Source organism: Halodesulfurarchaeum sp. HSR-GB, assembly GCF_031432215.1.
Taxonomy (GTDB): domain Archaea; phylum Halobacteriota; class Halobacteria; order Halobacteriales; family Halobacteriaceae; genus Halodesulfurarchaeum.
On sequence record NZ_JAVKGN010000001.1, the window covers coordinates 1,754,443 to 1,778,668 of the forward strand.

25 protein-coding genes and 2 pseudogenes are annotated in these 24,226 nt (G+C 54.4%); 19 read left to right on the forward strand and 8 right to left on the reverse strand.

What is annotated here, in order from left to right; all coding sequences use genetic code 11:
* Positions 1-39: 39 nt before the first annotated feature.
* A pseudogene (locus RH831_RS09295) lies at positions 40-342 on the reverse strand (hypothetical protein); the annotation flags it as partial.
* Between the two features lie 135 nt (positions 343-477).
* Here RH831_RS09295 and RH831_RS09300 point away from each other — a divergent pair.
* The 5 genes from RH831_RS09300 to RH831_RS09320 all read left to right on the forward strand — a co-directional run bounded on the left by RH831_RS09300 (position 478) and on the right by RH831_RS09320 (position 2,478).
* A complete protein-coding gene (locus RH831_RS09300; protein WP_310553912.1) occupies positions 478-1,020 on the forward strand; it encodes a hypothetical protein in 543 nt (180 codons plus the stop codon).
* A 3-nt stretch (positions 1,021-1,023) separates the two neighbouring features.
* On the forward strand, positions 1,024-1,476 hold the full coding sequence (locus RH831_RS09305; RefSeq protein ID WP_310553913.1) for a hypothetical protein: 453 nt from the start codon (positions 1,024-1,026) through the stop codon (positions 1,474-1,476).
* Positions 1,477-1,584: 108 nt separating this feature from the next.
* Positions 1,585-1,761, forward strand: coding sequence for a type II toxin-antitoxin system VapC family toxin (locus tag RH831_RS09310; RefSeq protein WP_148661799.1), 177 nt, complete (start codon positions 1,585-1,587; stop codon positions 1,759-1,761).
* Positions 1,762-1,792: 31 nt separating this feature from the next.
* On the forward strand, positions 1,793-2,044 hold the full coding sequence (locus RH831_RS09315) for an AbrB/MazE/SpoVT family DNA-binding domain-containing protein (protein WP_310553914.1): 252 nt from the start codon (positions 1,793-1,795) through the stop codon (positions 2,042-2,044).
* Positions 2,044-2,478 carry a PIN domain-containing protein gene (locus tag RH831_RS09320; RefSeq protein ID WP_310553915.1) on the forward strand — a complete coding sequence of 145 codons (435 nt, stop codon included), beginning with the start codon at positions 2,044-2,046 and terminating at the stop codon, positions 2,476-2,478. The genes RH831_RS09315 and RH831_RS09320 overlap by 1 nt, the downstream gene beginning before the upstream one ends.
* A gap of 48 nt (positions 2,479-2,526) precedes the next feature.
* Here RH831_RS09320 and RH831_RS11875 read toward each other — a convergent pair.
* Positions 2,527-2,895, reverse strand: a pseudogene (locus RH831_RS11875) (hypothetical protein); the annotation flags it as partial.
* A 116-nt stretch (positions 2,896-3,011) separates the two neighbouring features.
* Between RH831_RS11875 and RH831_RS09330 the strand changes: the two are divergent.
* The 5 genes from RH831_RS09330 (at position 3,012) to RH831_RS09350 (ending at position 5,857) form a co-directional block, all read left to right on the forward strand.
* Positions 3,012-3,443: a type VII toxin-antitoxin system MntA family adenylyltransferase antitoxin gene (locus tag RH831_RS09330; RefSeq protein WP_310553916.1), complete on the forward strand. Its 432-nt coding sequence runs from the start codon at positions 3,012-3,014 to the stop codon at positions 3,441-3,443.
* 54 nt (positions 3,444-3,497) lie between these two features.
* On the forward strand, positions 3,498-3,770 hold the full coding sequence (locus RH831_RS09335; protein WP_396275464.1) for a HepT-like ribonuclease domain-containing protein: 273 nt from the start codon (positions 3,498-3,500) through the stop codon (positions 3,768-3,770).
* Between the two features lie 77 nt (positions 3,771-3,847).
* Positions 3,848-5,095 (forward strand): transposase, encoded by a 1,248-nt coding sequence (locus tag RH831_RS09340; RefSeq protein WP_310553918.1) that lies wholly within the window; start codon positions 3,848-3,850, stop codon positions 5,093-5,095.
* A gap of 88 nt (positions 5,096-5,183) precedes the next feature.
* Positions 5,184-5,387 (forward strand): hypothetical protein, encoded by a 204-nt coding sequence (locus RH831_RS09345; RefSeq protein WP_310553919.1) that lies wholly within the window; start codon positions 5,184-5,186, stop codon positions 5,385-5,387.
* Positions 5,387-5,857: a type II toxin-antitoxin system VapC family toxin gene (locus tag RH831_RS09350; RefSeq protein WP_310553920.1), complete on the forward strand. Its 471-nt coding sequence runs from the start codon at positions 5,387-5,389 to the stop codon at positions 5,855-5,857. Before RH831_RS09345 ends, RH831_RS09350 begins: the two co-directional genes overlap by 1 nt.
* A gap of 26 nt (positions 5,858-5,883) precedes the next feature.
* On the opposite strand, the gene aglF is transcribed toward RH831_RS09350, so the two are convergent.
* Positions 5,884-6,618, reverse strand: coding sequence for a UTP--glucose-1-phosphate uridylyltransferase AglF (gene aglF, locus RH831_RS09355; protein ID WP_310553921.1), 735 nt, complete (start codon positions 6,616-6,618; stop codon positions 5,884-5,886).
* 156 nt (positions 6,619-6,774) lie between these two features.
* Entirely contained in the window at positions 6,775-8,226 is a 1,452-nt protein-coding gene (locus RH831_RS09360) for a flippase (protein ID WP_310553922.1), read from the reverse strand.
* A gap of 198 nt (positions 8,227-8,424) precedes the next feature.
* On the opposite strand from RH831_RS09360, the gene RH831_RS09365 reads away from it, so the two are divergent.
* From RH831_RS09365 to RH831_RS09385, 5 genes are all read left to right on the forward strand, one after another.
* Positions 8,425-9,399 (forward strand): hypothetical protein, encoded by a 975-nt coding sequence (locus RH831_RS09365; protein WP_310553923.1) that lies wholly within the window; start codon positions 8,425-8,427, stop codon positions 9,397-9,399.
* 136 nt (positions 9,400-9,535) lie between these two features.
* Positions 9,536-10,240 carry a CatB-related O-acetyltransferase gene (locus tag RH831_RS09370; protein ID WP_310553924.1) on the forward strand — a complete coding sequence of 235 codons (705 nt, stop codon included), beginning with the start codon at positions 9,536-9,538 and terminating at the stop codon, positions 10,238-10,240.
* Between the two features lie 77 nt (positions 10,241-10,317).
* Complete coding sequence (locus RH831_RS09375) at positions 10,318-11,178, forward strand: hypothetical protein (RefSeq protein ID WP_310553925.1); 861 nt, start codon at positions 10,318-10,320, stop codon at positions 11,176-11,178.
* A 64-nt stretch (positions 11,179-11,242) separates the two neighbouring features.
* Entirely contained in the window at positions 11,243-12,367 is a 1,125-nt protein-coding gene (locus RH831_RS09380; RefSeq protein ID WP_310553926.1) for a hypothetical protein, read from the forward strand.
* Positions 12,367-13,230, forward strand: coding sequence for a glycosyltransferase (locus tag RH831_RS09385; protein ID WP_310553927.1), 864 nt, complete (start codon positions 12,367-12,369; stop codon positions 13,228-13,230). Before RH831_RS09380 ends, RH831_RS09385 begins: the two co-directional genes overlap by 1 nt.
* A 147-nt stretch (positions 13,231-13,377) precedes the next feature.
* Here RH831_RS09385 and RH831_RS09390 read toward each other — a convergent pair whose 3' ends face one another.
* Entirely contained in the window at positions 13,378-14,565 is a 1,188-nt protein-coding gene (locus tag RH831_RS09390) for a glycosyltransferase (protein ID WP_310553928.1), read from the reverse strand.
* 194 nt (positions 14,566-14,759) lie between these two features.
* Between RH831_RS09390 and RH831_RS09395 the strand changes: the two genes are divergently transcribed.
* Positions 14,760-15,713 (forward strand): hypothetical protein, encoded by a 954-nt coding sequence (locus tag RH831_RS09395; RefSeq protein WP_310553929.1) that lies wholly within the window; start codon positions 14,760-14,762, stop codon positions 15,711-15,713.
* A 27-nt stretch (positions 15,714-15,740) separates the two neighbouring features.
* Here the strand turns inward: RH831_RS09395 and RH831_RS09400 are convergent, their stop codons facing one another.
* Entirely contained in the window at positions 15,741-16,421 is a 681-nt protein-coding gene (locus tag RH831_RS09400; RefSeq protein WP_310553930.1) for an FkbM family methyltransferase, read from the reverse strand.
* 389 nt (positions 16,422-16,810) lie between these two features.
* On the opposite strand from RH831_RS09400, the gene RH831_RS09405 reads away from it, so the two are divergent.
* Complete coding sequence (locus tag RH831_RS09405) at positions 16,811-17,701, forward strand: glycosyltransferase (RefSeq protein WP_310553931.1); 891 nt, start codon at positions 16,811-16,813, stop codon at positions 17,699-17,701.
* Here the strand turns inward: RH831_RS09405 and aglG are convergent.
* Entirely contained in the window at positions 17,691-18,635 is a 945-nt protein-coding gene (aglG, locus tag RH831_RS09410) for a glucosyl-dolichyl phosphate glucuronosyltransferase (RefSeq protein WP_310553932.1), read from the reverse strand. The genes RH831_RS09405 and aglG overlap by 11 nt on opposite strands.
* Before the next feature lie 116 nt (positions 18,636-18,751).
* On the opposite strand from aglG, the gene RH831_RS09415 reads away from it, so the two are divergent.
* Together RH831_RS09415 and RH831_RS09420 are read left to right on the forward strand one after the other, a co-directional pair.
* Positions 18,752-21,883: an oligosaccharyl transferase, archaeosortase A system-associated gene (locus RH831_RS09415; protein WP_310553933.1), complete on the forward strand. Its 3,132-nt coding sequence runs from the start codon at positions 18,752-18,754 to the stop codon at positions 21,881-21,883.
* Positions 21,883-22,809 (forward strand): DUF368 domain-containing protein, encoded by a 927-nt coding sequence (locus tag RH831_RS09420; RefSeq protein ID WP_310553934.1) that lies wholly within the window; start codon positions 21,883-21,885, stop codon positions 22,807-22,809. Before RH831_RS09415 ends, RH831_RS09420 begins: the two co-directional genes overlap by 1 nt.
* Positions 22,810-22,817: 8 nt before the next feature.
* On the opposite strand, the gene RH831_RS09425 is transcribed toward RH831_RS09420, so the two are convergent.
* Positions 22,818-24,203 (reverse strand): ATP-binding protein, encoded by a 1,386-nt coding sequence (locus RH831_RS09425; protein WP_310553935.1) that lies wholly within the window; start codon positions 24,201-24,203, stop codon positions 22,818-22,820.
* Positions 24,204-24,226 lie beyond the last annotated feature (23 nt).

A 24,226-nucleotide genomic window follows, 5' to 3' on the forward strand; every position in this document is an offset into this window, starting at 1 on the left:
AATTGTTTCTCCAGGGCCGCATCCAGCTGGCCTAGTTTCTTACTCCGCCGTCGCGTCCTGGCGTTCTTCCTGCAATCGCTTTTCGACTGTATCGCGGTCCTCAGGATACCCCACGTCGATACGCCGAGGGACTTCGTCCCCTCGAGGTCCCTCACTACACTCGCGGGATCGCCAGCCGTCCATGCGAATCGCGGGTCGGTTCCTCCCCGCTCGCTTGTACCGTGGTCGCTACGTTGCCACGCTAATCGCGTCGATGGTGTGTCCGGATTCGATGAGCAGGTCGATGGCGTCACTCAGTTCGTATTCGCCGCGGTCGGAGGGCTGAATCAGTTTGTCCACGTGTCGGCGCGCCATGTAGTGAGCGGTGGTACCACCGTGTTGCTCCTCCCCACTCGTGTCACGATTGAGAACGCCCAGCGTTTCAATATAGAACGAATCGCCCCAATCTATATGGATGCAGAGCAGGGATTAGTAGGTATGGATGAGGACGAACCGCATACTGATCGAGGATATCTGGAACACCAAACGACGGGAGAAGATCGCGTTCGGATGGTCGCACTGCAGCTTTCAGAGCCGCGAACGGCCAACTGGATCGCCGACGAAGCGGGATGGTCCCACGAGCCGACCAAGCGTGTCCTCGAACGACTCGTCGACGACGGGATCGTCCGACGTGACGAATCCGGGACGCACACGACGTATTATCCCGACTATCGCCGTCAGGCGATGCAAGAGGCGATGCGTCTCCGGGACAGCGGTCACACCGTCGAGGAACTGACAGACCGCCTCGCGGATATGAAGGCACAGATCCGGGAGTGGGAGGACGAATTCGACGTCGAGTCGCCGAACCAACTCCGCGGAACGCTTACAGACGACACACTCGACGTCGACGAGGAGGATCGGCGTCGTGAAATCGCTCGGAAGTGGGCGCATCTCGATCGGCGCATCCACATCGTCGGGTTCGCAATTCGTGAATGGGACTTCCTCGCTCCAAGGACGGATCCCGTCGAGGCAAGCGGGTAACGAATGTCGGTCCCACATCCCGGCGGCGATCCGAATGCGAATCTGTATGCCCAACTGAAACGGGACGTACTGGACCGCGTTCCGGAGATCACGCTCGTCGAGTACGAACCGGATCCCATCGAAGCCAGACAATTGCGGGCCGTGTTCGACCCTGATCGCCTACCGCCTGCCACCGGGCCTGAATCACCGGAACTGACTATCAGGTGGTATCGACAGGACCCACACGATTGGTTCCGTGTCGATTACATCGACCCGAACACGGGCATTCGCGCTGGCTGGCACCAGGACGAAGATCACCCGGATCTCGGGCGAGCGCATTTCCAGTACACGATCGATGACGAAACGAATCGACGCGCTTTCTCGTTCGAACACGAGACACCCTCGCTGATCCTGTGGGACATCGTCTCGGATCTCTTCGATCGCGTTCTACCGAAGCACCAGTCCAGCGGTCTGTAACGGCGAGGGCGCAGGACGTGCACGAGTCACTATCGACTTCGCAGGCAAACAGTGACAGATTTCACTTTCAGAACAGGTCGATCGTGACCGTGACGAGCGGATCGAGTGATGGCGCACTACTTTTTCGATACCTCTGCACTCGCGAAACGATATGCCCAGGAACCAGGGACGGATGTCGTCGACGACCTCGTCGAACGCGACGACGACACGATCCAACTCACCTCATTACCCGTCGTCGTACTCGGGGGATCTCTTCTGTTCGTAGCTAGTGTGATGGAACACTAGCCTTTTCAGGGCCCGCAACCTACAGACCGACATGAGCAGCGACAGGGTCGACGCCGAGAGCAAAGTGTCGGGGAACCAGGCGAACATCCCCGCACGGATTCGCCAAGAACTCGACATCGACGACGGAGATCACCTTCGCTGGCAGCTCGAAGCGGACGGGACGATACGCGTCCAAGTCATCCAGCAACGAGCCGGAACGTTCGCCGGCTTCGAGGGCTACGACGGAACGGCGTCGACGGACGTGACCAGCGAGCACGACGACTGGGGCGTCCACGTCGAGTGATGCCTCGAGCACTCCTCGACACGACGGTCCTCTTCGCGGCGGCGTACCGCCGAGATGACGCCCACGAGGTGGCATTGCCGATACTCCAGGGCATCGACGACGGCTCGTTACCGGAGGCGGTGGTGCTGGATTACGTGCTCGCGGAAACGCTCAACGGCCTCCTCACGCACGCCGGGCACGAGTCGGCCGTCGATCTGCTGGACCGGCTCGAGGAGAACGCTCGATTCCACATCGATTCGCTCGGCACGGACGCCCTCGCCACCGGAAAAGCGCTGTTCCGTCGACACGAGCCGCTCTCCTTCGTCGACGCCAGCATCGTCGCCTACATGCAGACTGAGGGGTTGGGCTACCTCTACGCCTTCGACGACGATTTCGATGCGGCCGATGGTGTGTATCGACTCGATACGGCGACGGACCCCTACGACCCGAACTAATTTTGGTGGACTGGATTCGTGTTGGATTGGGAGGAATATCGTGAATCCCTATTCCGACATCGCGTTCTGGCGTTCTTCCTGCAGCCGTTCTTCGGCTTTGTCGCGGTCTTCGGGATAGCCCACGTCGATACACCGAGGGACTGCGTCCCTCGAGATCCCTCTCACTACGTTCGCGGGATCGCCAGCCGTCCATGCGAATCGCGGGTCGATTCCTCCCCGCTCGCTTATACCGTGGTCGCTACGTTGCCACGCTAATCGCGTCGATGGTGCGTCCGGATTCGATCAGTAAGTCAATAGCGTCACTCATCCCTATTCGCCGCGGTCGGAGGGCTGGACGAGATGAGAGGCAAAGAAGTTGGCCGGCGTGAATGTGTCGAAGCCCGTCATGACGTGCTCCGAGGGTGGGTCTTTGGGTTCAACGAAACAGCGGTCGGGCAGATCAGGTACACCATTTGCTCGAGATTACACCGACAGCACTGACACCCAGCACTCCGGCAGAAACACTATTACACAAACGCCGATAACTTGTCATCATGAACGACGAAACCGGGAGCGAACAGTCTCGGGAGGCCGTACTTGAGGACCTTCGAGACGTCCTCGCAGACCATCCGGTTTCGTTCGCGCTGGTGTTCGGATCGACCGCCCGTGGAACGGCGACGGGCGAGAGCGACCTCGACGTAGCCGTCGAATTTCGGGACGTTCGACCGGGTGACGACGGGTACAGTGACACATACCTCAGGACGCACGTCGCCGTCGCCGAGGCCATCTCCGGCGACGTGGACGTCGTCGACGTTCACTCCATGTCGCCGGAGTTCGCCAGTATCGCGTTCGGCGAAGGGACGGTCGTCGTCGGTTCCAAATCGCGTCGCGACGAGCTGGAAGCCGAACTGGCACGAGAACCGTCGCTAAAGCGTGCTCGCGAACGCGTGACAGGCGCGGCACGGCGACTCCGAGATGGGGCTTGAATGACTGACGAGCATACGGCACACGTCTAGCGTATCGCGGACGGGGTCGAAGACATCGAGCGGACCGTCCGTGAGCTACGCTCATTCCAGTCGTTGACGCTGGAGGAGTACCAGTCCCCGGACCATCGACAGACGCGAGCTGCGGTGGAGCGACACTTCGAGACGCTGACTGCGGCGACGGTCGACGTCGCGAAGACGATCTGCCGACTCGAATCTGTAGCGGTTCCGATCCACCGAAAGGACGTGATTCGTGCGGTCGAATCGTGTGGGATCATAGCAGTAACAGCGCGGAAACCCACCCGTTCACGGGTGGAAGGAAGCGCGTAAGCTCTGTGCAACAACCCACCGACAATGGCCGGGCCAACTCCCTAACGTCTTTCAACTATCAAGCACACTTATGGCATATGGAGAAGCGGCGGACTGTTCCCGTCAAACTTGACGTGGACAGTGACGACGCCGCACTCCTCGAAAATACCATAGACGAATTCCTGTGGGCTGCCGACTACGTCACACGCCACGCGTTCGAGGGTGGATACGTCACCACGAGCAAGACCACGCTCCACGACGACACCTACGACGACGTGCGCGACGAGACGGCCTTACACAGCAACCACGTCCAAGCCGCCCGAAACAAGGCCGCCGACGCCTGCAAGAGCGTGGTCGAAAAGTGGAAGCAGGGCAAGAAAGCGTCGATGCCACACTTCACCAGCCCCCATCTCGTCTACGACCACCGCACCGCCACCTTCCACGACGAGTATGTAAGCCTCGCCACGGTCGATGGCCGGATTGAAGCCGACTACGTGCTTCCTGACGATAATCGGGATACGCCTCACGCGGAATACCTGTTCTCAGACGAGTACGAGACTACGGGGGCGGAACTACACTACAGCAACGGCAACTGGATGCTTCACATCCACACAAAGACGGACGTGGAGTCTGACACGCCGGAACAGGCACCCACCGAGAACGGAACGGTTCTCGGGGTTGACCTCGGCGTGAACAATCTGGCCGTCGCTTCAACGGGCACGTTCTGGACGGGCGACGAGTTCGACCACTGGCGGCGCGAATACGAGAAGCGGCGTGGCGACTTGCAGCAATGTGAGACGCGGTGGGCACATGAGAATATGCAGGCAGTCGGTCGCAAAGAAGAAGGTCGGTTCAAGATAGTGCTTCACCGTATCTCGAACGAGTTGGTTGCTGAAGCTCGTGATTACGAGTGTTCGGTGATAGCGTTTGAGGACCTGACCGACATTCGTGACCGCACTGGTGCGTCGTGGGGGCACAATTGGGCGTTCAACCGCCTCTACGAATACGTGGAGTACAAAGCTGAAGAATACGGCATCGAGGTAGCACAGGTTGACCCCGAGAACACGTCGCGGCGGTGTTCACATTGTGGATTCACCCACCCCGACAACCGTCACGACGAGGCCTTCGAGTGCCTGAAATGCGGCTACGAGAATCACGCCGACTACAACGCCGGCAAGAACATCGGTTTGCGGTATCTCCGTCGGAACCAAACTGGCTCCGGTGGAGGCGCACCCGTAGGCGTGCGCTTGAACAGCGGGATGTTGAACGCGAATGGAGAGTATGAGTCTCCTGCCGACGATGAGTCGGCCAGAGCGGGAGTCCACGCTGAAAGCCCACGGCTTTAGCCGTGGGTTAGCTTACCCCATACTGTGGAATAAACTCGACGGAAACCCCACCGGAACGTCTTTGACAATTCACCCACTATTTTCGACCATGAGCGACGCTCGAAACGGCACGCCGGCTCTCGGACGGCTCGCAATTCGGAGTGCTCGACTCGAGGCGATGCGGGAGCGGATGGACTCGTTCGTCCACGAACAGGACGTGCACGAGTCGCTGTCGACGCTTCGCAAGCGGACTGTGACAGACGTCCCACTTTCAGAACAGGTCGATCGTGACCGTGACGAGCGGATCGAGTGATGGCGCACTACTTTTTCGATACCTCTGCACTCGCGAAACGATATGCCCAGGAACCAGGGACGGATGTCGTCGACGACCTCGTCGAACGCGACGACGACACGATCGTAATCACGTCGTTATCTGTCGTCGAACTCGCCTCCGCACTTCGTCGAAAACGAAATCGTGGCTCCCTATCTCCCGACGACGTGGATGGGCTCCTGACGATATTCTTCGAGGAAGCGCTGGAAACGTTCGTGGTCGTTCCACTCGACGAAACCCGATACGAAACAGCACTCGACATCGTTCTTGAAGACGACTTACGAACGCTGGACAGTCTGCAATTGGCCGCTGCACTTGACATCGGCGCGGATCTCGAGTTGACCTTCGTCAGCGCCGATCGTGACCTCAACGAAGTCGCCACACTCCGTGGGCTGGAAACGCTCGACCCAGCAGCCCAGGACAGTCCCACCACTGATTCTGACGATCGCTAAGGTGACCGCTCTTCGACCGGTCGGGTTCACTCCGCCGTCGCGTCCTGGCGTTCTTCCTGCAGCCGTTCTTCGGCTTTGTCGCGGTCTTCGGGATAACCCACGTCGATACGCCAGCCGTCCATGCGAATCGCGTCGATGGTGCGCCCGGATTCGATGAGTAAGTCAATCGCGTCACTCAGTTCGTATTCGCCACGGTCGGAGGGCTGGACGAGATGGCAGGCATGGAAGATCGCGGGCGTGAAGGTGTAGAAGCCGGTCATCACGAGGTTCGAGGGCGGGTCCTCGGGTTTCTCGATCACGTTAACGATCTCGCCGTAGCCATTGGTGTCACAGACGCCATAGCGGGAGGCCTCCTCGTATGGGACTTCCTCGACCAGGAAGGCCGCGTCGGTGCGGTTCTCTCGTTGTCTGTTGATCACGTCCTCGAGGTTGGCCTGGAAGATGTTGTCCCCGAGCATGAGCATGAAGTCATCGTCGATGTGTTCCTCGGCGGTGAGGAGGGCATGCGCGAGGCCGTTCTGTTCACGCTGGTGGGCGTAGGTGATTGGCGTGTCGCGGTACTCGTCGCCGAAGTGACTGATGATGTCCTCCTTCTGGTAGCCGACTATTACTATTAATTCGGAGGCATCGAGTTCGACGAGGCGGTCGAAGACGTGAGCGACGAGTGGTTGGCCGTCGACTTCGACCATGGCCTTGGGTTTGTCGTCGGTGAGGGGGCGAAGGCGGGTGCCCTTGCCGGCGGCGAGGACGACTGCTTGCATTGGGTGTGTCTTACCTGGTGGGGAGCAAATAGGTTTTCGTTGGTGAGGTAGGTGAATAGACCGCGGAAACTTAGGGCTCAATTCCCCGAAAGCCCCCTTTCATTCCCATCCCGTAGATTTTGGGGCATCGTAGCCGCACCAAATTCGATTCGCTCGCTACTGAGAAATGTACGGAAGATCGACTGGAAGATTTCTGTCTACGGTTTCGCGGAACTCTCGTGAAACCACTAGCAGGACCACGAAGTAAACACCAGCCCCTATAGGGACCAGAATCAACACCGTCGCGAAGTTATCTCCAAGGAGGCGGAACGTATTCTCCACCCAGAGGCCACTATACACGAAGCCAGCCATGACGAATGCGGCAAACCACTGTTTGCCAATTTCCCAGTAAGGAACCTGGAAATCGATGATTGCATCGACGTGGTAATACCCGAGAACCAAACTGATTCCGACGGACGTCGCAGTCGCGACTGCGGCACCGACCCACCCGTACAGATAGATGAGTACCACGTTGAGGATCAAATTGGCGACCACGAAGACGGCATTGACTCGAAAGGCGAGGTCGGGGCGATCGATACCATTGAGGGTATTGAGAAATTGCGTCTGGTATCCTTGGATGAGGTTGGCGACGATTAGGATGGCCAAGACTGTGGCACCCTGTGGGAATTCCGGACCGTAAAGACGGAGGATTCGCTCACCGAGGATTGCGCCGCCCAACAGACCGGGAGCAAGGAACAATCCACCAAAGGTGAGAGCCTGTTCAAGAATACGTGATACCGCCTGGGTATCCTGTTTGGCAGAAAGCTCACTGATTTCGGGAAACAGGGTCGCTCTCAGCGAATTACTGAACAGAATGAGAAATTGACCAATATTCCACGCGACTGCATAGATTCCAATCAGCGTCTGGGAAACGAAGAATCCCAACACGATGACATCGGTATAATTGAACATCCGGCCCCGAAGCGATCCCAGCCAGGAGTACTTCGCGAAGTCGAACAAGCTTCTGAAGTGGTCCGTGGAGGGTCTGGATATCCCACCGAGATTGCTGACGACCAAATAGCTACCAATCAGGAGGACGAGAAAATAGCCTGCGACGTGACCCGCCAAGAGTCCCACCGTACTGAGACCCGAAAATATCAGGAACACCTGGAAGAGGCTCCGTCCACTTATTCGAACTGTTGACAAAATACCACGAATGTGGACCATATGCAACCCCGTTAGAATCGACATTATCACTGCGTTCAGCAACACCACGAGCAGTATCAAAACGACGTACCCCGTAGCCGGATATCCGATATAAGAATCAACGTGCGGGCGGAACACGAGGAGAAGACTCGATAGTACAACGAACAGTATCGCGATTACCGAGATCGCTGCTATTGAAAATTCTTCCTTGGCCGTCCCCTCGGAGACGCGTTTTGTAAGCGCACCCGACACACCAATTTTCCCTACGATCGCAAGCCAGGAAACGAGGCCAATTACCAAGTGATAAATACCGAGTGGGTCAGGTCCCACGACCCTCGCAATATACAATGTGGCCACGAAACCAATAATAGAGGCGAGAAAGCGGGAGAGGAAGAAAATGACCGACGTTTGCCCGAGGCGCATGCTATGTACAGAGTGGGATTGGTATTAACCAAGGTCTTTATGGATTGGCCATGACCGTGTCGAGCGAGCCGAACGGTCTGGCTCAAGTCTCAGAAATGAAAGACGGCGTCCCAAGTGATTTTTCTAAAATCGTCAGAGAGAATCTACAGAACCGCGGACCAGCATCGTTTTAGTGCTCTATAGCCCAGACGGAAAATGATGGCCGGTACGTTTCAAGAATGGTTCGCAGAACATCGCGAGCAAATTCGCAAAGAACCAAGCAGTGGGTTGAAACACGCTGCATTTACAACGTACCTCGGACTCTGGTATACCCTCACGTCACGGTGGCCTCTTGGAACTCAAGTATTCGAAGAAGACTGGGATCTCTTGATCGTACTCGACGCCTGCCGAGTAGACGTCCTCGAATCAGTCGCCGACGAGTACGACTTTCTTGAAAATATCGAACGCCGTGTGTCCATCGGGAGTCATTCGAGGGAATGGCTCGCGAAGACCTTCACGCGAGACTGGGCCAACGAAATCAACTCGACGGCGATGATTACGGGCAACCCTCACGTTGAGGCGGTCTTCCACGACAGAAACTACCCGCCGAAGGAAACTGTTCCGTTTGCATTCCCCCGGTGGAATGTGGTCCACGGCGAGGAGTTCGAAACAATCGAAAACCTTTCGCAGTACGATCATGGCGAAGGATACGGCGTCCCACCACGCCCCATTACAGATCGGACAATTACAACTAGCCGAGAGGGATCTGCGGAAAGGATCATTGCTCATTACATGCAACCCCACATTCCCTATATCGCCAAGGCCCTCGAAGCCGACCGCGAGCCGACTTCGAATGAGGCAAGGGGATGGAAAAATCTCAAGACGTCCGACATATCCCGCGCAGATCACTGGTCACTGTATCGTGACAACCTTCGCCTCGTTCTCGATGACATCGGTCTATTGCTGAAGAATATCGACGCGGAGCGAGTCCTTCTCACAGCCGACCATGGAAATGCATTCGGTGAGTGGGGTGCGTACGGACATCCAGAAGGATTCCCACACCCGTCCGTCAAGTACGTGCCCTGGATCGAACTCGACGCGACGGATACCGGGATGTACGATCCAGCGTACACTTTTTCCGAGTCGGGAAAGTCCTCAGTCGAACAAAATTTGCAGGATTTGGGATATTTGTAAATTAATTGCATCTGGGAATTTAATCAGCTTAAAAAAGCAAGTAGACAAGGAATAAACTGTGGTAAATTGAGTAGTATCCAAGTGATAAGAGTCACCGACAAGATTTAATGAAGAGAATGAGTTCATATAGCTTAAGATGAACATAGGGAGATTAGCGTATAATGTATATTCAAAGATTTTTGGACATGACCAGGTACTAAATACCTTCATCAATGCATATTCAGATAACTACAAAAGTATTTCTCGGAAAGCAAATATTGATAGAGGAAATGAAGTATTTGGCAATGTCCAAATGGACGAATTCGTCAAAATAAACAATTCTGGAACCCACATCAACGGAGACGTTAACATCGGGAGATACACCCACTTAAACGGCGAGAACTCATTGGTCGGGGAGATCAACATTGGGCAGTTTAACGCAATCGCAAAGCGGGTCCGGATGAGGACTTATAACCATCCAATGAGGTATGCCTCGGTTCATGGAAAAACGTACGATATTATTGGTGTGACACACGAGCCCGAACAAAAAGGCCCGATAGAAATTGGTAATGATGTTTGGATTGGATCGGATGTCAAAATCCTATCCGGCGTTACCATTGGTGATGGGGCAGTTATAGGGGCCGATTCAGTGGTAGTTGGTGATGTTGAGCCGTATTCAGTCGTAGCGGGGGTCCCTGCCGAACATAAATATTTCAGATTTAGTGAAAAAATTCGCAATGTATTATTGGATATAAAATGGTGGGACTGGCCAATTCAAAAAATGAGAGACAACAGCGATTTCTTTGAGAAGGATCTAACCAAATATGAAAGTAGGGGCGAGATCCTACAACTCATCAACTGATATCCATGTCACTTCAAGAATTTTATACTCAATTCAACCATGCATTAGACAATTATGGTCTCGTCACGGGGACACGTATGACAGCTGAAAAATTAGGCGAGCGAGTCCTCGCTCGATTTGGGTCAAAACTCAATTATGGATACCGACCGCTCGATTACGAGTGGGATGTATTGATTATATTGGATGCGTGCCGGTCAGATCTATTCGACGAATTTGCACCCCAGCATGAGATCTATGAAAGATTTGATAGCGTATCGTCGAAATACTCCTGTGCAAGTACCAGTCGTGAATGGTTCAAGAAGGGATTTGGGGCCGCAGATGATGAGCAGCTTTCAGAAGTTCATTACGTTACGCAGAATCCATTTATATCTAAGGTCGATTTAGATCGCTTTCACCAAGTTGAGGCATTGTGGGAGTTGACAGAAAAAGCGGAGCAAGAGAACCTAGATCCATCAACTGTTACAAATTTCGCTCTAAAAGCATATGCCAAGTCCAACGCACCTCGTTTCGTGGTCCATTATATACCACCACACGCACCGTTCCTTCATTGTGTAGATCGGTACGATTTAAGTAATAAATCGTGGGGTGGGAACACACACGATGTCTGGTTTGGGCTTCAGACAGGAGAGTATGACCACAAAAGTGTATGGAGAGATTACGGGAAAAATCTCTTGCATGTCCTCGACGAAGTTCAACGACTAACCAAACATGTGGAAGGGAACGTTGTAATTTCGGCAGACCACGCGAATGGTATGGGGGAGATGGGAATCTACGGTCATCCTGGATACGTCCCCCACCCAGCGGTCAAGAAGGTTCCGTGGGTAGAGATGCGAGGAGAAGGAATCAACTATGAGATTGATGAACTAGCGGAAGGGATATCTACACAGGAAAGCGAAGGCGGCGTTCAAGGCCGATTGGAGGCACTGGGATACGTATGAACGAACACTGTTAAAGAATAACCTTGAGGCCATTTTTATCAATATCGCCGCTAAGTAAGGAAAGATGACTGGTGCAGAATCTCAAAACAACTCATTGACCGTTAATGAAATACTGGTCCACGCATCCCGGAATGGGTTAAAGAATCAACAAGAAGATGGAGCTTTTCCACCAGGCAGGAATTATACCTATGACGAGCCCGAGACACCTGTTCGGACGACGTCACAGTGGCTTCTCACACTCTCAAAGGTCTACAAGATAACGGATAAGCAAAAGTACGAGAACGCTGCGAATGCTGCGATCGACTATCTCCTCAGTGATGAAGTCAGACCGCAGGGGTACACGTTTCACGCAAGAAGAACAGAAAAAAAGGACCAATGCAACGGACTCGTCGGCCAGGCAGGACCAATCCGAGCTCTAACAAGGGCTGGAATGATGTTCGGTCGGCGTGACGCCATCGAAACTGCGAAGGAGGTATTCGACCTCCATCCGTTCAATGAGGAATTAGGTTTGTGGGAGCGAATTGAAATAGATGGAACCAACCTCTCGTTCGATAGAACGCTCAATCATCAACTCATCTTTGCTGCAGCCGCTCGCGGATTATCCAGCGAATTCTCCACCGTCGATTCAAATCTCCGGAAATTCCTAAACAAGCTCGAATCGAATATAGAGATCCACTCGGATGGCCTCATCAAACACTACGCTCACCCACCGAGAATCCAATCTCTCCGAGAAGTTTTGAGCACTCCTCAATACTATAACCTTATCGTAAACGAGATTGCGTACACCTATTATTCGTTTTCCAGCGAACGTCGAAAAAAAGAACGGGGATACCAGTCAGTTAATCTGTATGCACTGGCACGATTACGACAAACATACCCAGATCACGAGTTCTGGAACAGCAACGTAATCGAGAAAGCAGTAAAATTCGCAAAGTCGAACCGATCAGAACTCGTTGATGGGAAGGATGTCAAACATGGGAGTCCTCTACAAGGAATCTCGATCGCGAAGGTTCTTGCAGAGTTCGAGGGCGAGCCTATGAATAGTTATACACATCTAATAGAACAGGACATTGCCGAGAACCCATCTCAGAGTGAGATGGTATTTGATATTGATGGAATCGACTCGAACACGCAAACGGCTTTAATTGCTTCCCTGGTAGACCTCCCCAACATTCAACTCAGCCCATAATGACACCAACTCTCTCAGTTGTCATCCCAGTTTACAACGACCCTGAAGGCATTCGTGACACACTGCAGTCCTTAGTAAATCAAGACGCATCTGCAGACCAATTCGAAATCCTCGTCGTCGACAACGACTCCACCGACGGGACGCCAGCCGTCATCGAAGAGTTCGAATCACAGTATCCCGACCTCGTCACCGGCCTTGAGGAGACGGAGATCCAGAGTTCCTACGCCGCCCGGAACACCGGCATCGAACACGCCTCTGGCGAGCTGATCGGCTTCCTCGACGCCGACGTGACAGTGGATGAAACGTGGGTCGAAGACGTGATTGAGCGATTTGAGGAGACAGACGTCGATTACCTGGGGTGTAACGTGGAGATGTACATTCCGGAGGGCGAAGATACATTCTGGGCGCGGTACGACAAAGCAATGGGACTACCTGTGGAGCATTATTTGAAGGAGAAAAATTTTGCTCCTACTGCTGCATTGGTAAGTCGATCCGTGATATTCGAGAGCGTAGGGGCGTTCGACACAGGCTTGATTTCTGGAGGAGACAAAGAGTTCGGACAACGGGTGTTCGAGGCAGATTATAACCTATTTTTTGAGAGAGAGGTTATAGCAAACCATCCCACAAGGACGACATTTCAGGACCATAAAAAGAAGTCTATAAGAGTTGGAAGAGGGCAATTCCAATTGTGGAAAAACCATGATGTCGGCAGTCATCCCTTTTCGCCATTAAGGATAATGCCTCCAAATCCTCAACGACTGGTTAAACGAGGTAATGAGAATTTCAAAATCAGATACTACCCTATAGCCTATTTCTTAAAACTTATTCAATTCCTAGGGGGCCTGAAAGAGTATACAATTTGATCGGTGAGATGTCCATTTGAATTTACGGACTAAAATTTAGAAGTTATATCAAGATTTTAGATGATTGCGATCAAATGTCTCAGGTTATTATTGGCCAATATGCTTATAGAAGGGAAGAATTCTACAATTGAATAGTGCGCTTGTTAGTCATGTTATTTGGGTGTTTTTGAAAGCCTTTATAAGTTTAGCTGCCTCATTTTTCATGTTGAAATTCTCAACTATTCTCTGACGGGCATGTTCAGAAAGTACCTGTCGATCAGGCTCATTTTGGAAAATTTTAAGCAATGCTTCGGCAATCGCCCGTTCGTTTCTCGGTTCAACCAGTAACCCATTTTTACCATCATCTATCAATTCAGGAATGCCTGAAACTGTCGTCGATACTGGCGGGGTTTCCATCGCCATTGCCTCCATTAAAGCCACAGGAATTCCATCTCTATCACCCGATTCCGCTATTACACTTGGCAGTAAAAAGCAGGATGCCTCATCAAGTTCAGAAATTAATCGTTTGTCGCTTACATTATCGAGAAAAGTTACATTTTCTTCAATTCCTAACTCAACCACCTTTTCCTTAAGTTTTAACTCTAACTGTCCAGAACCAATAAGATGATAATCAATTTCCGGAAGTTCATCAGCTACAATACCAACAGCATCAATTGCATACTCCAGCCCCTTTTTCTCTACAAAACGAGCTATCGTCAAAATTCTATCTGAAGCGAGGGTGTCTGTTGGTGTGAACTTTTCTGGCCTAATACCTGCTCTAACAATATCTATTGGAATACTTGGAGTGATCTGATCTTGGATATACTTCTTATTGTACTCCGAGATTGTAATTACACGATCTGTACTTTTAATTAACCTGCGGGTATATGCACCAACTGGCTGTTTATAAATATCAAATGCGTGAGTTGTTAATGTGAATGGAATATCATAATAGCTTGCCACGTACTTTCCTCCAAACTTAGGTAAGGTTGCAAAGTGAGAGTGGATGTGATCAGGCTTCCAAGAAAGAGATTTGATGAAGTCGATACACCGTTTTGCTCTTACTAAGTTCGCAGCGTGTTGTTGTGGTGATGCTGGGTAAAAAACATTTTTTGGAGTGAGTGAATATACAACACTTCGAGAAAATAATTCAGCAATATCGTTGTACTGAATGTCTCCTACATATTGAATCGGAATATTGATTTCGTGAAGTTCCTCATGTCGAATATCTTCATTTGGATCCCATAAAGCGCAAACCCCCACATTATGTCCTCTCTGTTTGAGCTCGTAAATTTCGTTGAGAATAAAACTCTTTGATAATTTCGGAAAAGTACCTAGATAATAAACGATATTCATCTGTACGTATCGCGAACACTATCCAGGTACTAAAATGCTTTGTAGCGAGTGAACAACCATAGTAGAAGAGTTAAGCGAATCTCATAGAAAAGTTTAGCACTAAAGTCATCACTATAAAATAATTCATTCAATTAGATTGATTGAAAACCGAAACAAAATAATGCTGAAAGTTAATCTTAGTTATTATGGCATCCATGCAAGAATTGATCTTAAAGGGAGTTTCTCGTCCTCACAGAATACCTCCCTATCTATATAATAAACTGCTAATAAAACTTGGAGTGAAACAATGGGGAAAGAAAGGACCAAGCGTTAAACTCGCCGAATTACGCCACAAACACAGGGACTACCCATATTCGACAACATCTATATGGGATTATGATTGGGATCTACTTGTTGTTCTTGATGCCTGCAGGCCAGAATGGATGAGGGCAGTCAAAGGAGAATATGATTTCATCAATACCATTGAAACTATTCATTCTGTAGGAAGTCACTCAGAAGAGTGGATTTCAAATACATTTGCTAGTGAACATAGTAATCAGATGGCAAAATCTGCGTATGTTACAGGTAATCACTATGCTGAAGATCTTGAACATTCGGCTCTCAAGGAATTTAAGTCTGCGCACGATTTTGGTAGTTGGGCGTACGATTCTGCGTCACCTCCCGCGAATATGATAACCGACCTAGCAATACGAACTGCCCGGCAAAAAGAATGGAGCAAACTTATCGTCCACTATATGCAGCCGCATAAGCCCTTTTTGAAACGTGGAAATACCCGTGAAGAGTATACCGTTGATAAAGAGTCACTCGGCCACCTACTATACCATCGGTACTTTAACGGAGAATTGACAGTTGCCGATCTTCATGCAGCGTTTACTGATAACCTCCGCTATGTCCTTGAGGAGGTGAAATTGTTGCTTGAAAATGTCCATGCTCCAAAGACAGTCATTACAGCAGATCATGGACAAGCGTTCGGCGAGGATGGACTATATGATCACATCCCCGGCGTAAAGCACCCATCGGTCAGGGAAGTTCCGTGGGTGAAGACTTCAGCGAAAGACACAGAATCATTATATCCTAGAGAGTACGAAGCTGCAGATTATGATAATAAAACGGTCCAGGAAAATCTGAAGAAATTAGGATACCTATGAAAGTATTGTTAATATTGAGTTAGCTATCTACCTCAATTTTGCCGTTAACACATAGACTCCGTCGTCATCCGCCTCAATATCTCGATCAATTATTTCATAGCTATTTTCTGATAATATGGCTCGAACTTCGCTTTCAGAAGCCCCATAAACATCATGAACCTCTACAATTATCAACTCCGGCCATGAAGATAAACCTCGTAGTATTTCGATCTCCGCCCCCTCACAATCTAGTTCCAGAACATCACATTCTGGCAATTGGGATGGCTCCATTCCCGTAGCTGTCGAACGACCATAATTGTCTGAGCTATTTTCATGGACAGACGACACAGTAGTGTGCTTTACTGTAACTATGTCATCAACCGCATTTATTTTAACAGTCTCTGAAACTACATCTACCATTGTGTCACTAGCCTCAAAAACAGTAACATTACCTTCCGGACCTACAGCATTTGCCGCTTTTACGGTCGTAACTCCTTTACCCCCTCCTACAATGACAACTGAACTTCCTTTATCAACATACTGTTCAATAGAATTGGAAATACCTCGTTCATATTCTGGAAAATCTGTTTTCAAGTCTAGTATTTTCATTTCTCTCCACGAAGGGACACCATTTTGAAGCACTAGCCGGCATGTATTTGGAATTATTGGACGTACGAATAGGTCATATACGAATTTGCCAAGGGAAAAAACCAACCCTGATTGATTCATAAAAACAGTAATAGCCTTTTGCAAATAAGTATATGGATGTTTCACGTCGACGTAGGGACCGACAATTTCAACCAGTACTTTTTTACCAGGGTTTTCAAGATAGATTCAATGTGATGGAAAACTTCACGACATTTTTCGTTATTATGGGTACCCGAATGTGGAATGTTAAAGAATATATAAAACATGAGCTAGTTGATTAAAGAATATCTATATTTGAAAAGCCATTATCGATTGTTATCTGTACAAACCCGGTTCTAATTGTCCGCCAACCACAGCCATAAATCCATCACGGGTAGTTTATAGTTGACGCAATCCATACTTTATGTTGAGGCGAATGAAATTGAGGAGACGACAGGCCTCAAGGATGTCAAATCCTACCATATTTAAAAATGTCAAATACTAGGAAGGTCGGAACAGTTATTCCAATATATAATGATTCAGTCGAGGCAGATACAACGCTAAACGCTGTAACCCAACTAAGCCATGAGAAATACAACATATTCGTCGTTGATAACAACTCGACGGACGGTACACAGGAGGTAATAGCAAAATACACACGCAGTAATCAACACATCCACCTCCTCGTCGAAGACGAAATCCAATCCTCCTACGCCGCCCGGAACACCGGCATCGCAAACACCGACGCCGACATCCTCGCTTTCCTCGACGCCGACGAAACCGTAGACCCGGACTGGCTCGAAACTGCCATCGAAGCCATGGAATCCCAGAACGTCGACTACCTCGGCTGCAACGTCGAACTCACCCTCCCCGATGACACCCTCGTCGGCCACTACAACCAACGAACGGGCTTCCCCGTGAAAGAGTACCTCGAAAACGAGCACTTCGCCCCAACGTGTGCCCTCCTCGTCCGTCGCGAGGTCTTCGAGGACGTGGGCCTCTTCGACGAACGCCTCATCTCCGGGGGCGACATGGAATTCGGCCAGCGCGTTCACGAAGCCGGCTACGACCAGGGCTACGCCGAGGACGCCACCGTCTACCACCCCGCGCGAACCTCCTTCGAGTCCCTCTGGAAGAAGAACTTCCGCGTCGGCAGAGGGTTCTGCCAGAAGCAACGCTATCACCCCGACCGCTACGGGAATCCGGGAATTCCACCCACACCCACCGGTTCAGGTAGTGGAGACGAGGAGCCACCAGAAGACGTCACCACCAGAGTTGCCTTCGCTCTGCTCTCCATCGCGTTGCTCGTCGCCAAGGGCCTCGGCTACTACTACGAATTCTTCTTCGGTGAGGAGCGAGAACGCCGCGACTTCACGTATTAGCCTTCTCCAGCAGATCCGGCGTCAGAATCGCGTACAGATACCCCAACCCGACAGCCCCAGTAAAGACGAAGATCATTAGCAACTGCAACACCGCCGCCACCGACGGCCGCCGCACCAACCCTCTCACGCGCTTCGGCACGAAGTGCGTCAACAACTGCTCCAGGTACGCGCCCTTGCTGTCCGGCGCGTCGGGATACAGCAGGTCCATCACGCGCTTCGAGTACCCCTGCCAGAACGACCGCGAGACGAGCCACCCGAACTCACCACGGTAGTCGAACAGCGTGTGGTGGACCACCGCGTCCTCGACGAACACCATTCCCCTGCCGTACTCCTCCAGCAATCGTATCCCCACAGGTGCTTCGTGTGCCTGGAGGTGTTTGTCCCCCTTCCGCCCGGTCTTGGGATCGTAACCACCAACCTCCAGAAACGCTTCGCGTCGATAGGAGATATTGGAGCCGTAGACGTTTCGCACCTCTTCGCCGTCCGCCGCGAAACCGGGTTCGACGACGCCCACGAGCCAGTAGAACTCCTCGGGAAACCACGACGGTTTCTCGGTCTGCCAGTTCGGCCGGACGTCACCACCAGCCGCGATGGCATCGGTCGTTTCGTACACTTCGACCAGCGTCTCGATCCAGTCCGGTTCTGCCACGCCATCGTCGTCGATGAACGCGACCACGTCCCCCGAAGCGAGTTCGCCCCCACGCGTGCGGCTGTACGAAATCCCTCTGTTCTCGTCGTTGTTGTAGATGGAGACGTTCTCCACGTCCCCGTAATCCTCGACGGTTCGCTCGTACACCGTTTCGTTTCCGTCGATGACCAGCACGATCTCGATCGGCTCGTAGGTCTGCTCACGAACGCTCTCGATGGCCTCCGAAAAGGCGGGATACCGGTCCATATCGTACGTACAGATGACTACGGAGACCAGGTCGACCATACCCGCCGGTACTTCCATGTGGCTGATAAGAATTCCGTTCCGGGCCAGGAGCCAAAACCCCCCGAGAGGGCGATACTTCACAAGGCTTATTCGCCTCGTCAAAGTCCCTCATTCCAATGAGCGACGACTCGACAGCGAGTGGCTCCACACTTGATATGGAGGCACTCACGGACACGTTCCGGCGCTGGTACCACGTGCCGGCGCTGGTACTGGCCGTCGTGACGATGTTCTTCATCCGGATCCAATCCTGGCAAAATTTCGTCCAGGACGGCAACGTGTACCTCTCAGGCAACGACGCCTGGTACCATCTTCGAATGGTCGAATATAGTGTGGAAAACGGCCTTTCGACGATGCCCTACGAGATCTGGACGGGCTTCGCGACGGGGAAGTACGTTGGTCAGTTCGGCACCCTCTTCGACCAACTGATCGCAACAGGAGCACTAATCCTGGGGCTTGGTGATCCCTCCAGTCAGCAAATCGCCACAGCAGTCCTCTTCGCTCCGGCAGTTTTCGGCGCACTCGTCGCGATTCCAACCTTCCTGATTGCCCGCCGCTTTGGTGGAAATCTCGTGGGGGTCGTCGCAGCGTTTATTCTTGCCTTGCTCCCCGGTCTCTTCCTCCAGCGCGGGACAGTGGGCGCGGCAGACCACAACGTCGCCGAACCGCTGTTCATGTCTCTAGCGGTACTTGGACTCCTCATTGCCATCGCCGTCGGTGATCGGGAACTGCCGGTCTGGGAGCAGCTCCTTGACCGGGATATCGCCGGCCTCCGAACCGTCTTGGGCTGGAGTCTCCTCGCGGGTACGGCCACCGCCGCATACATGTGGGTATGGCCGCCCGGCGTGATTCTCGTCGGGATCTTTGGAATTTTCTTGCTCGTCTCGCTCTCGAGTGATGTCGTCAGTGGCGTGAGTCCCGACCATACTGCCATCCCGGCGACCATCGCCATGGCGACCACGACACTTCTCATGCTAATTCCACTCGATGTTCTGGGCTTCTCCGCATCCGGATTCTCCCTGCTCCAGGTCATTGCCCCGCTGGTGGTCGCGTTCGGTGCCGTCTTCCTCTCGTGGCTAGGCCGCGAGTGGGAGCGTCGAGATATCGAGCCGAACTACTACCCAGGAGCGGTCGGCGGCCTCGTGGTCGTCGGGTTCGTTCTCGCCTCGGTGATCGTTCCCGGGCTGGTCGACATGATCGTGAGCAACTTGATCAGGTACGTGGGCCTTTCAGCTGGCGCAACCACCCGCACCATCAGCGAGGCCCAGCCCTTCCTCCAGTCCCGCGCCGACCAACTCGGCCTGGGGGCCTGGCAGGCCTTCTTCTTCGAGTACGGCGCGGCCTTCTTCCTCGCCCTGCTGGGCGGGCTCTGGATGATCCTCCGGCCACACCTCCTGAGTTCTGACTCCCGCCGCATCAGCATGGCCGCGGGCGTGCTCCTGCTGGGTGGACTCTTCGTCGGCTTCCCGGCCATTCCCACGGCCCTCGGGGGCATCCTCGGCCTCAGCGGGGACCTCTTCGGCCTGCTGGTGCTCAGCCTGGCCGTCGCCGCCGCACTGATCGCCGGGGACTACCCCACCGAGCAGATCCTGCTCGTGGTCTGGGCGGCGTTCATGCTCGCCGCGGCGCTCACCCAGGTCCGGTTCAACTACTACCTCGTCGTCCCGGTCGCCATCCTCGCAGCCTACGCAGTCGGGCGCGTGATCGACGACTTCGGCGTGACCCTGGCGACCCTCTCCCCGCGCTCCATCGACTGGAGTCACGTCATGCTCGTCGTGACCATCGTGCTCTTGCTCTTCGCACCCATGGTCGCCCCGATCAGCTTCGCGAACCAGGACGACCGACAGGTCCAGATGAGCACCGCCGTCCAGACCGGCGCGAACGCCGGGCCCGGGGCCGTCACCGAGTGGGACAGCACCCTGGGCTGGATGCAGAACAACACGCCCGAGGTGGGCAACTACGGGGGTGCGGGCAACGCCGACCAACTGGATTACGACGGCACCTACGCCATTCCCGAAAACGATGACTACGACTACCCCGAGGGATCCTACGGCGTGATGAGCTGGTGGGACTACGGCCACTGGATCACGGTGCTGGGCGAGCGCATCCCGGTCGCGAACCCGTTCCAGCAGCACGCCACCCAGGCCGCGAACTACCTGCTCGCCGGTGACGAGGAAACCGCCAACGAGCGACTCGGGGCCACCGACGAGGACGACGCCGAAACCCAGTACGTGGCCGTCGACTACAAGATGGTCGACACCCAGGGCAAGTTCAGCGCGCCCACGGTCTTCTACAATGCGAACGACAGCTTGAGTTACGATAACATGACCGACGGGCAGATCCTGGGCCCGAACGCCGGGACCTACCTCAACTCGGGCTACCGCCCGCCCGTGACCACGTTGAAGACCCAGCGCTACTACGAGAGTCAGATGGTCCGGCTCTATCACCACCACGGGAGCGCGGTGGATGCCAACACCGTCATCCAGTACGAGAACCGCGAGTACGAGCAGTACGAGAACCCGGTTCCGACCTACGAGACCTCCCGGACCTTCCGGTCCAGTGAAGCCGCCCAGGAGTTCGCCGAAAACGACAGCAACGCGATCGTCGGCGGCGTGGCCGACTTCCCGCGTGAGGACCTCGAAGCGCTGGAACACTACCGCCTGGTGCGAGTCTCCGAGGATTCCACCGCGCCCCGGCAGAAACTCGCGAACCTCGAGTTCCGCGAGGGCGAACAGCCCACCTGGGTCAAGCTCTTCGAGCGTGTGCCCGGCGCGACCATCGAGGGAGAAGGGCCGGCAGACTCGACTGTGACCGCCACCGTCGAGCTAGAGTCGAACGCCCCGTACAACGACAGCACGTTCACCTACACCCAGCACGCCGAGACAGACGCGAACGGCGACTTCGAGATGACCCTGCCCTACGCCTCGACCGACTACGATGAATGGGGCCCCGAAGACGGGTACACCAACACGAGCGTGCGGGCCACCGGCCCCTACGAGTTCAGCACGCCCACGAGTGTGGACCGGGCGAACGAGACGATGACGACCCACAGCGGAACCGTCGACGTGCCTGAAGGAGTCGTGATCGGAGCGAGCGAGGAGCCCATCACGGTGACCCTCGACGAACAGGTGATCGACACGGGCCAGGAGGACAACCAGACCGACACGAACACGACTGACACGACGAACGAGACAGTCCAGTCCGTCGGCACCACCAGCCTGCCCGAAGTCACCGCTCAGCCCACCGAGTAATGGCCGCCCAAGACTGGCTCGCGGTCTACCTCAAGGGCTTCGCGATGGGTACCGCCGACGCCATCCCCGGCGTCTCTGGCGGCACAATCGCGCTCATCGCGGGCATCTACGACCGCCTGGTGACCGCCATCGCCGGCCTCGACGTCGAGGGCGGGCTGGCGCTTCTCGGTGCGCTGCTGGGGAGCCACGAGGCCCAGGGTCGCCGCGAGGCCGTCGATCACGTCGTCGAACTGGACCTGCACTTCCTGGCGGTACTCGGGATCGGGATTGTGACTGCGGCCGTCACCGCGGCGAACGTGATACACCTCGCCGTGGGGTCCTACCCCGGCCCGACCTACGCCTTCTTCTTCGGGCTGATCGCCGCCTCGGTGGTCGTGCTCCGCGAGGCCATGGCGATCGACACCCCGCGAGGCATCGCCATCGCGGTGACTGGCTTCGCCGTCGCCTGGGTGCTCACCGGGGTGACCAGCACCTCGATCGGCGACGGGCTCCTCCTGGTCTTTCTCTCCGGCGCGGTCGCCATCTGCGCGATGATCCTGCCAGGGATCTCCGGCTCGCTCATCCTGCTCGCCCTGGGCCAGTACGAGCGGATCGTGGGGACGGTGAGAGAGCTCACGACCGCGCTGGTCGGTGGTGGGGACCTCCTCGGGCCGGCCACAGTGCTTGCAGTCTTCGCGCTTGGAGCGGGCCTGGGCGTGCTGGCCTTCGCCCGCGTGGTCGCCTGGGCGCTCGAAACCGACCGCAGCGCCACGCTGACCTTCCTCGTGGCGCTCATGGCCGGCGCACTCAGGGCCCCAGGGAGCGAGATCATCGCCGCCACGGAGACCTGGACGCCGGGAGCGACTGCCGCCCTGATGGGAATGGGGATCCTCGGCGGCGGCCTGGTACTCGTCCTCGATCGTGTGACCGCCGGCGTCGAGTACTGAACGGCCCCTCAGGCAAGCAGCCGCTCGACGTCTGACAGATCGAAAAGCGTCCAGTTGTCGGGAAGCGTGCGCGCCAGCCCGTCCTCGAACCCGCTTTTCGAAACGAGGGCAAACGACTCGGTTCGCGTGTCAGGCCCCCAGCGCACGGCATCGGTCTTCCCTCGAAGCGATTCGACGAGGTCGAACCCGACCGGATCGGTCGTCCACTTGACCTCGGTGAAGAGAATCCGCTCGCTGCCGGGCGCGAGACCGACCAGGTCGATCTCCTCGCCGCCGTACCACCAGGGCCCGATCTCCGCGTACTGGTTCAATTCCCCCGTCCGGATTGCAGCCCACAGGAGTTCCCGGGCGATGTCCTCGAACGCCCACGAAACGAATTCTGGCATCGCTGGCTCGATCGCCTCCTCGAAGACGACTGCCGGTGCCTCCTCGATTCCCGATCGATTCGGCTCGACGAACCGGAACCAGAACCTGAGAAAGCCGTCTCCGATTCGATACCGGGATCGCTTTGACTGTTTTGGCGAGGCCGTCACCGGGACGTCCCGGTCGATGAACCGGAGCCGTTTGAGCGTCTGCAGGTACTTCGACAGCGGGCCCGAATCGATTCCAGCCGAGCCGGCGATCTCTTTCGGCGTCGTGTGGCCGGTTGCAATCGCCTCGAGAATGCTCATATATCGGGCCGGATTTCGAAGCTCGGTGCGAAGCAGAAATTCCGGCTCGTTGAACAGTGGTGCCGTCGGCGAGAGGATGTTCGAGAGGACGTTTTCCCTGAGGGACTGCCCGTAATCGAACTGTGTGAGATACAGTGGCGTCCCGCCGGTGATCGAAAACGATCTGATGGCGTCCTCAATCGGATAGGAGATGATTTCGGTCGACTGGCTGAACGAAAAGGGCTGCAGATCTATCTGGCCAGTTCGACGACCGAAAAGCGGACTTTCGTGTCCCAGGACCTCGGACTCCATCGTACTCACACTGGAGCCACAGAGTACCAGCATCGAATCGCTCTCGGCGAGTTGGTGATCGACAAAGGCCTGGACGTAGGAGGGAAGCGAATCGTTCTCCGCGACGAGATATGGGAATTCGTCGATGATGACCAGTAGTTTCTGGTCGGCGATCTTCTCACCGAGGTACGCAAGCGCGTCGTCCCAGGTCTCGATCCGTGGCACACGCTCGTCAAACGTCGCCGCGATCTGGGCGACGAACTTCTCCCGCTGCCGAGTCTCGGCTTCCTGTGAGGCCAGAAAGTAGATGTGCGGGCGGTCCGACGCGAACTCGGTGAGAAGTTCCGTTTTGCCCACCCGTCGTCGTCCGTACACGACAAAGAGTTCGTGCTCGTCGGACTGGAATGCACTCCTGAGGGTAGTGAGTTCGTCCCGCCGGTCGTAGAAGGTCATTACTTAGATAATGATTATCGCGA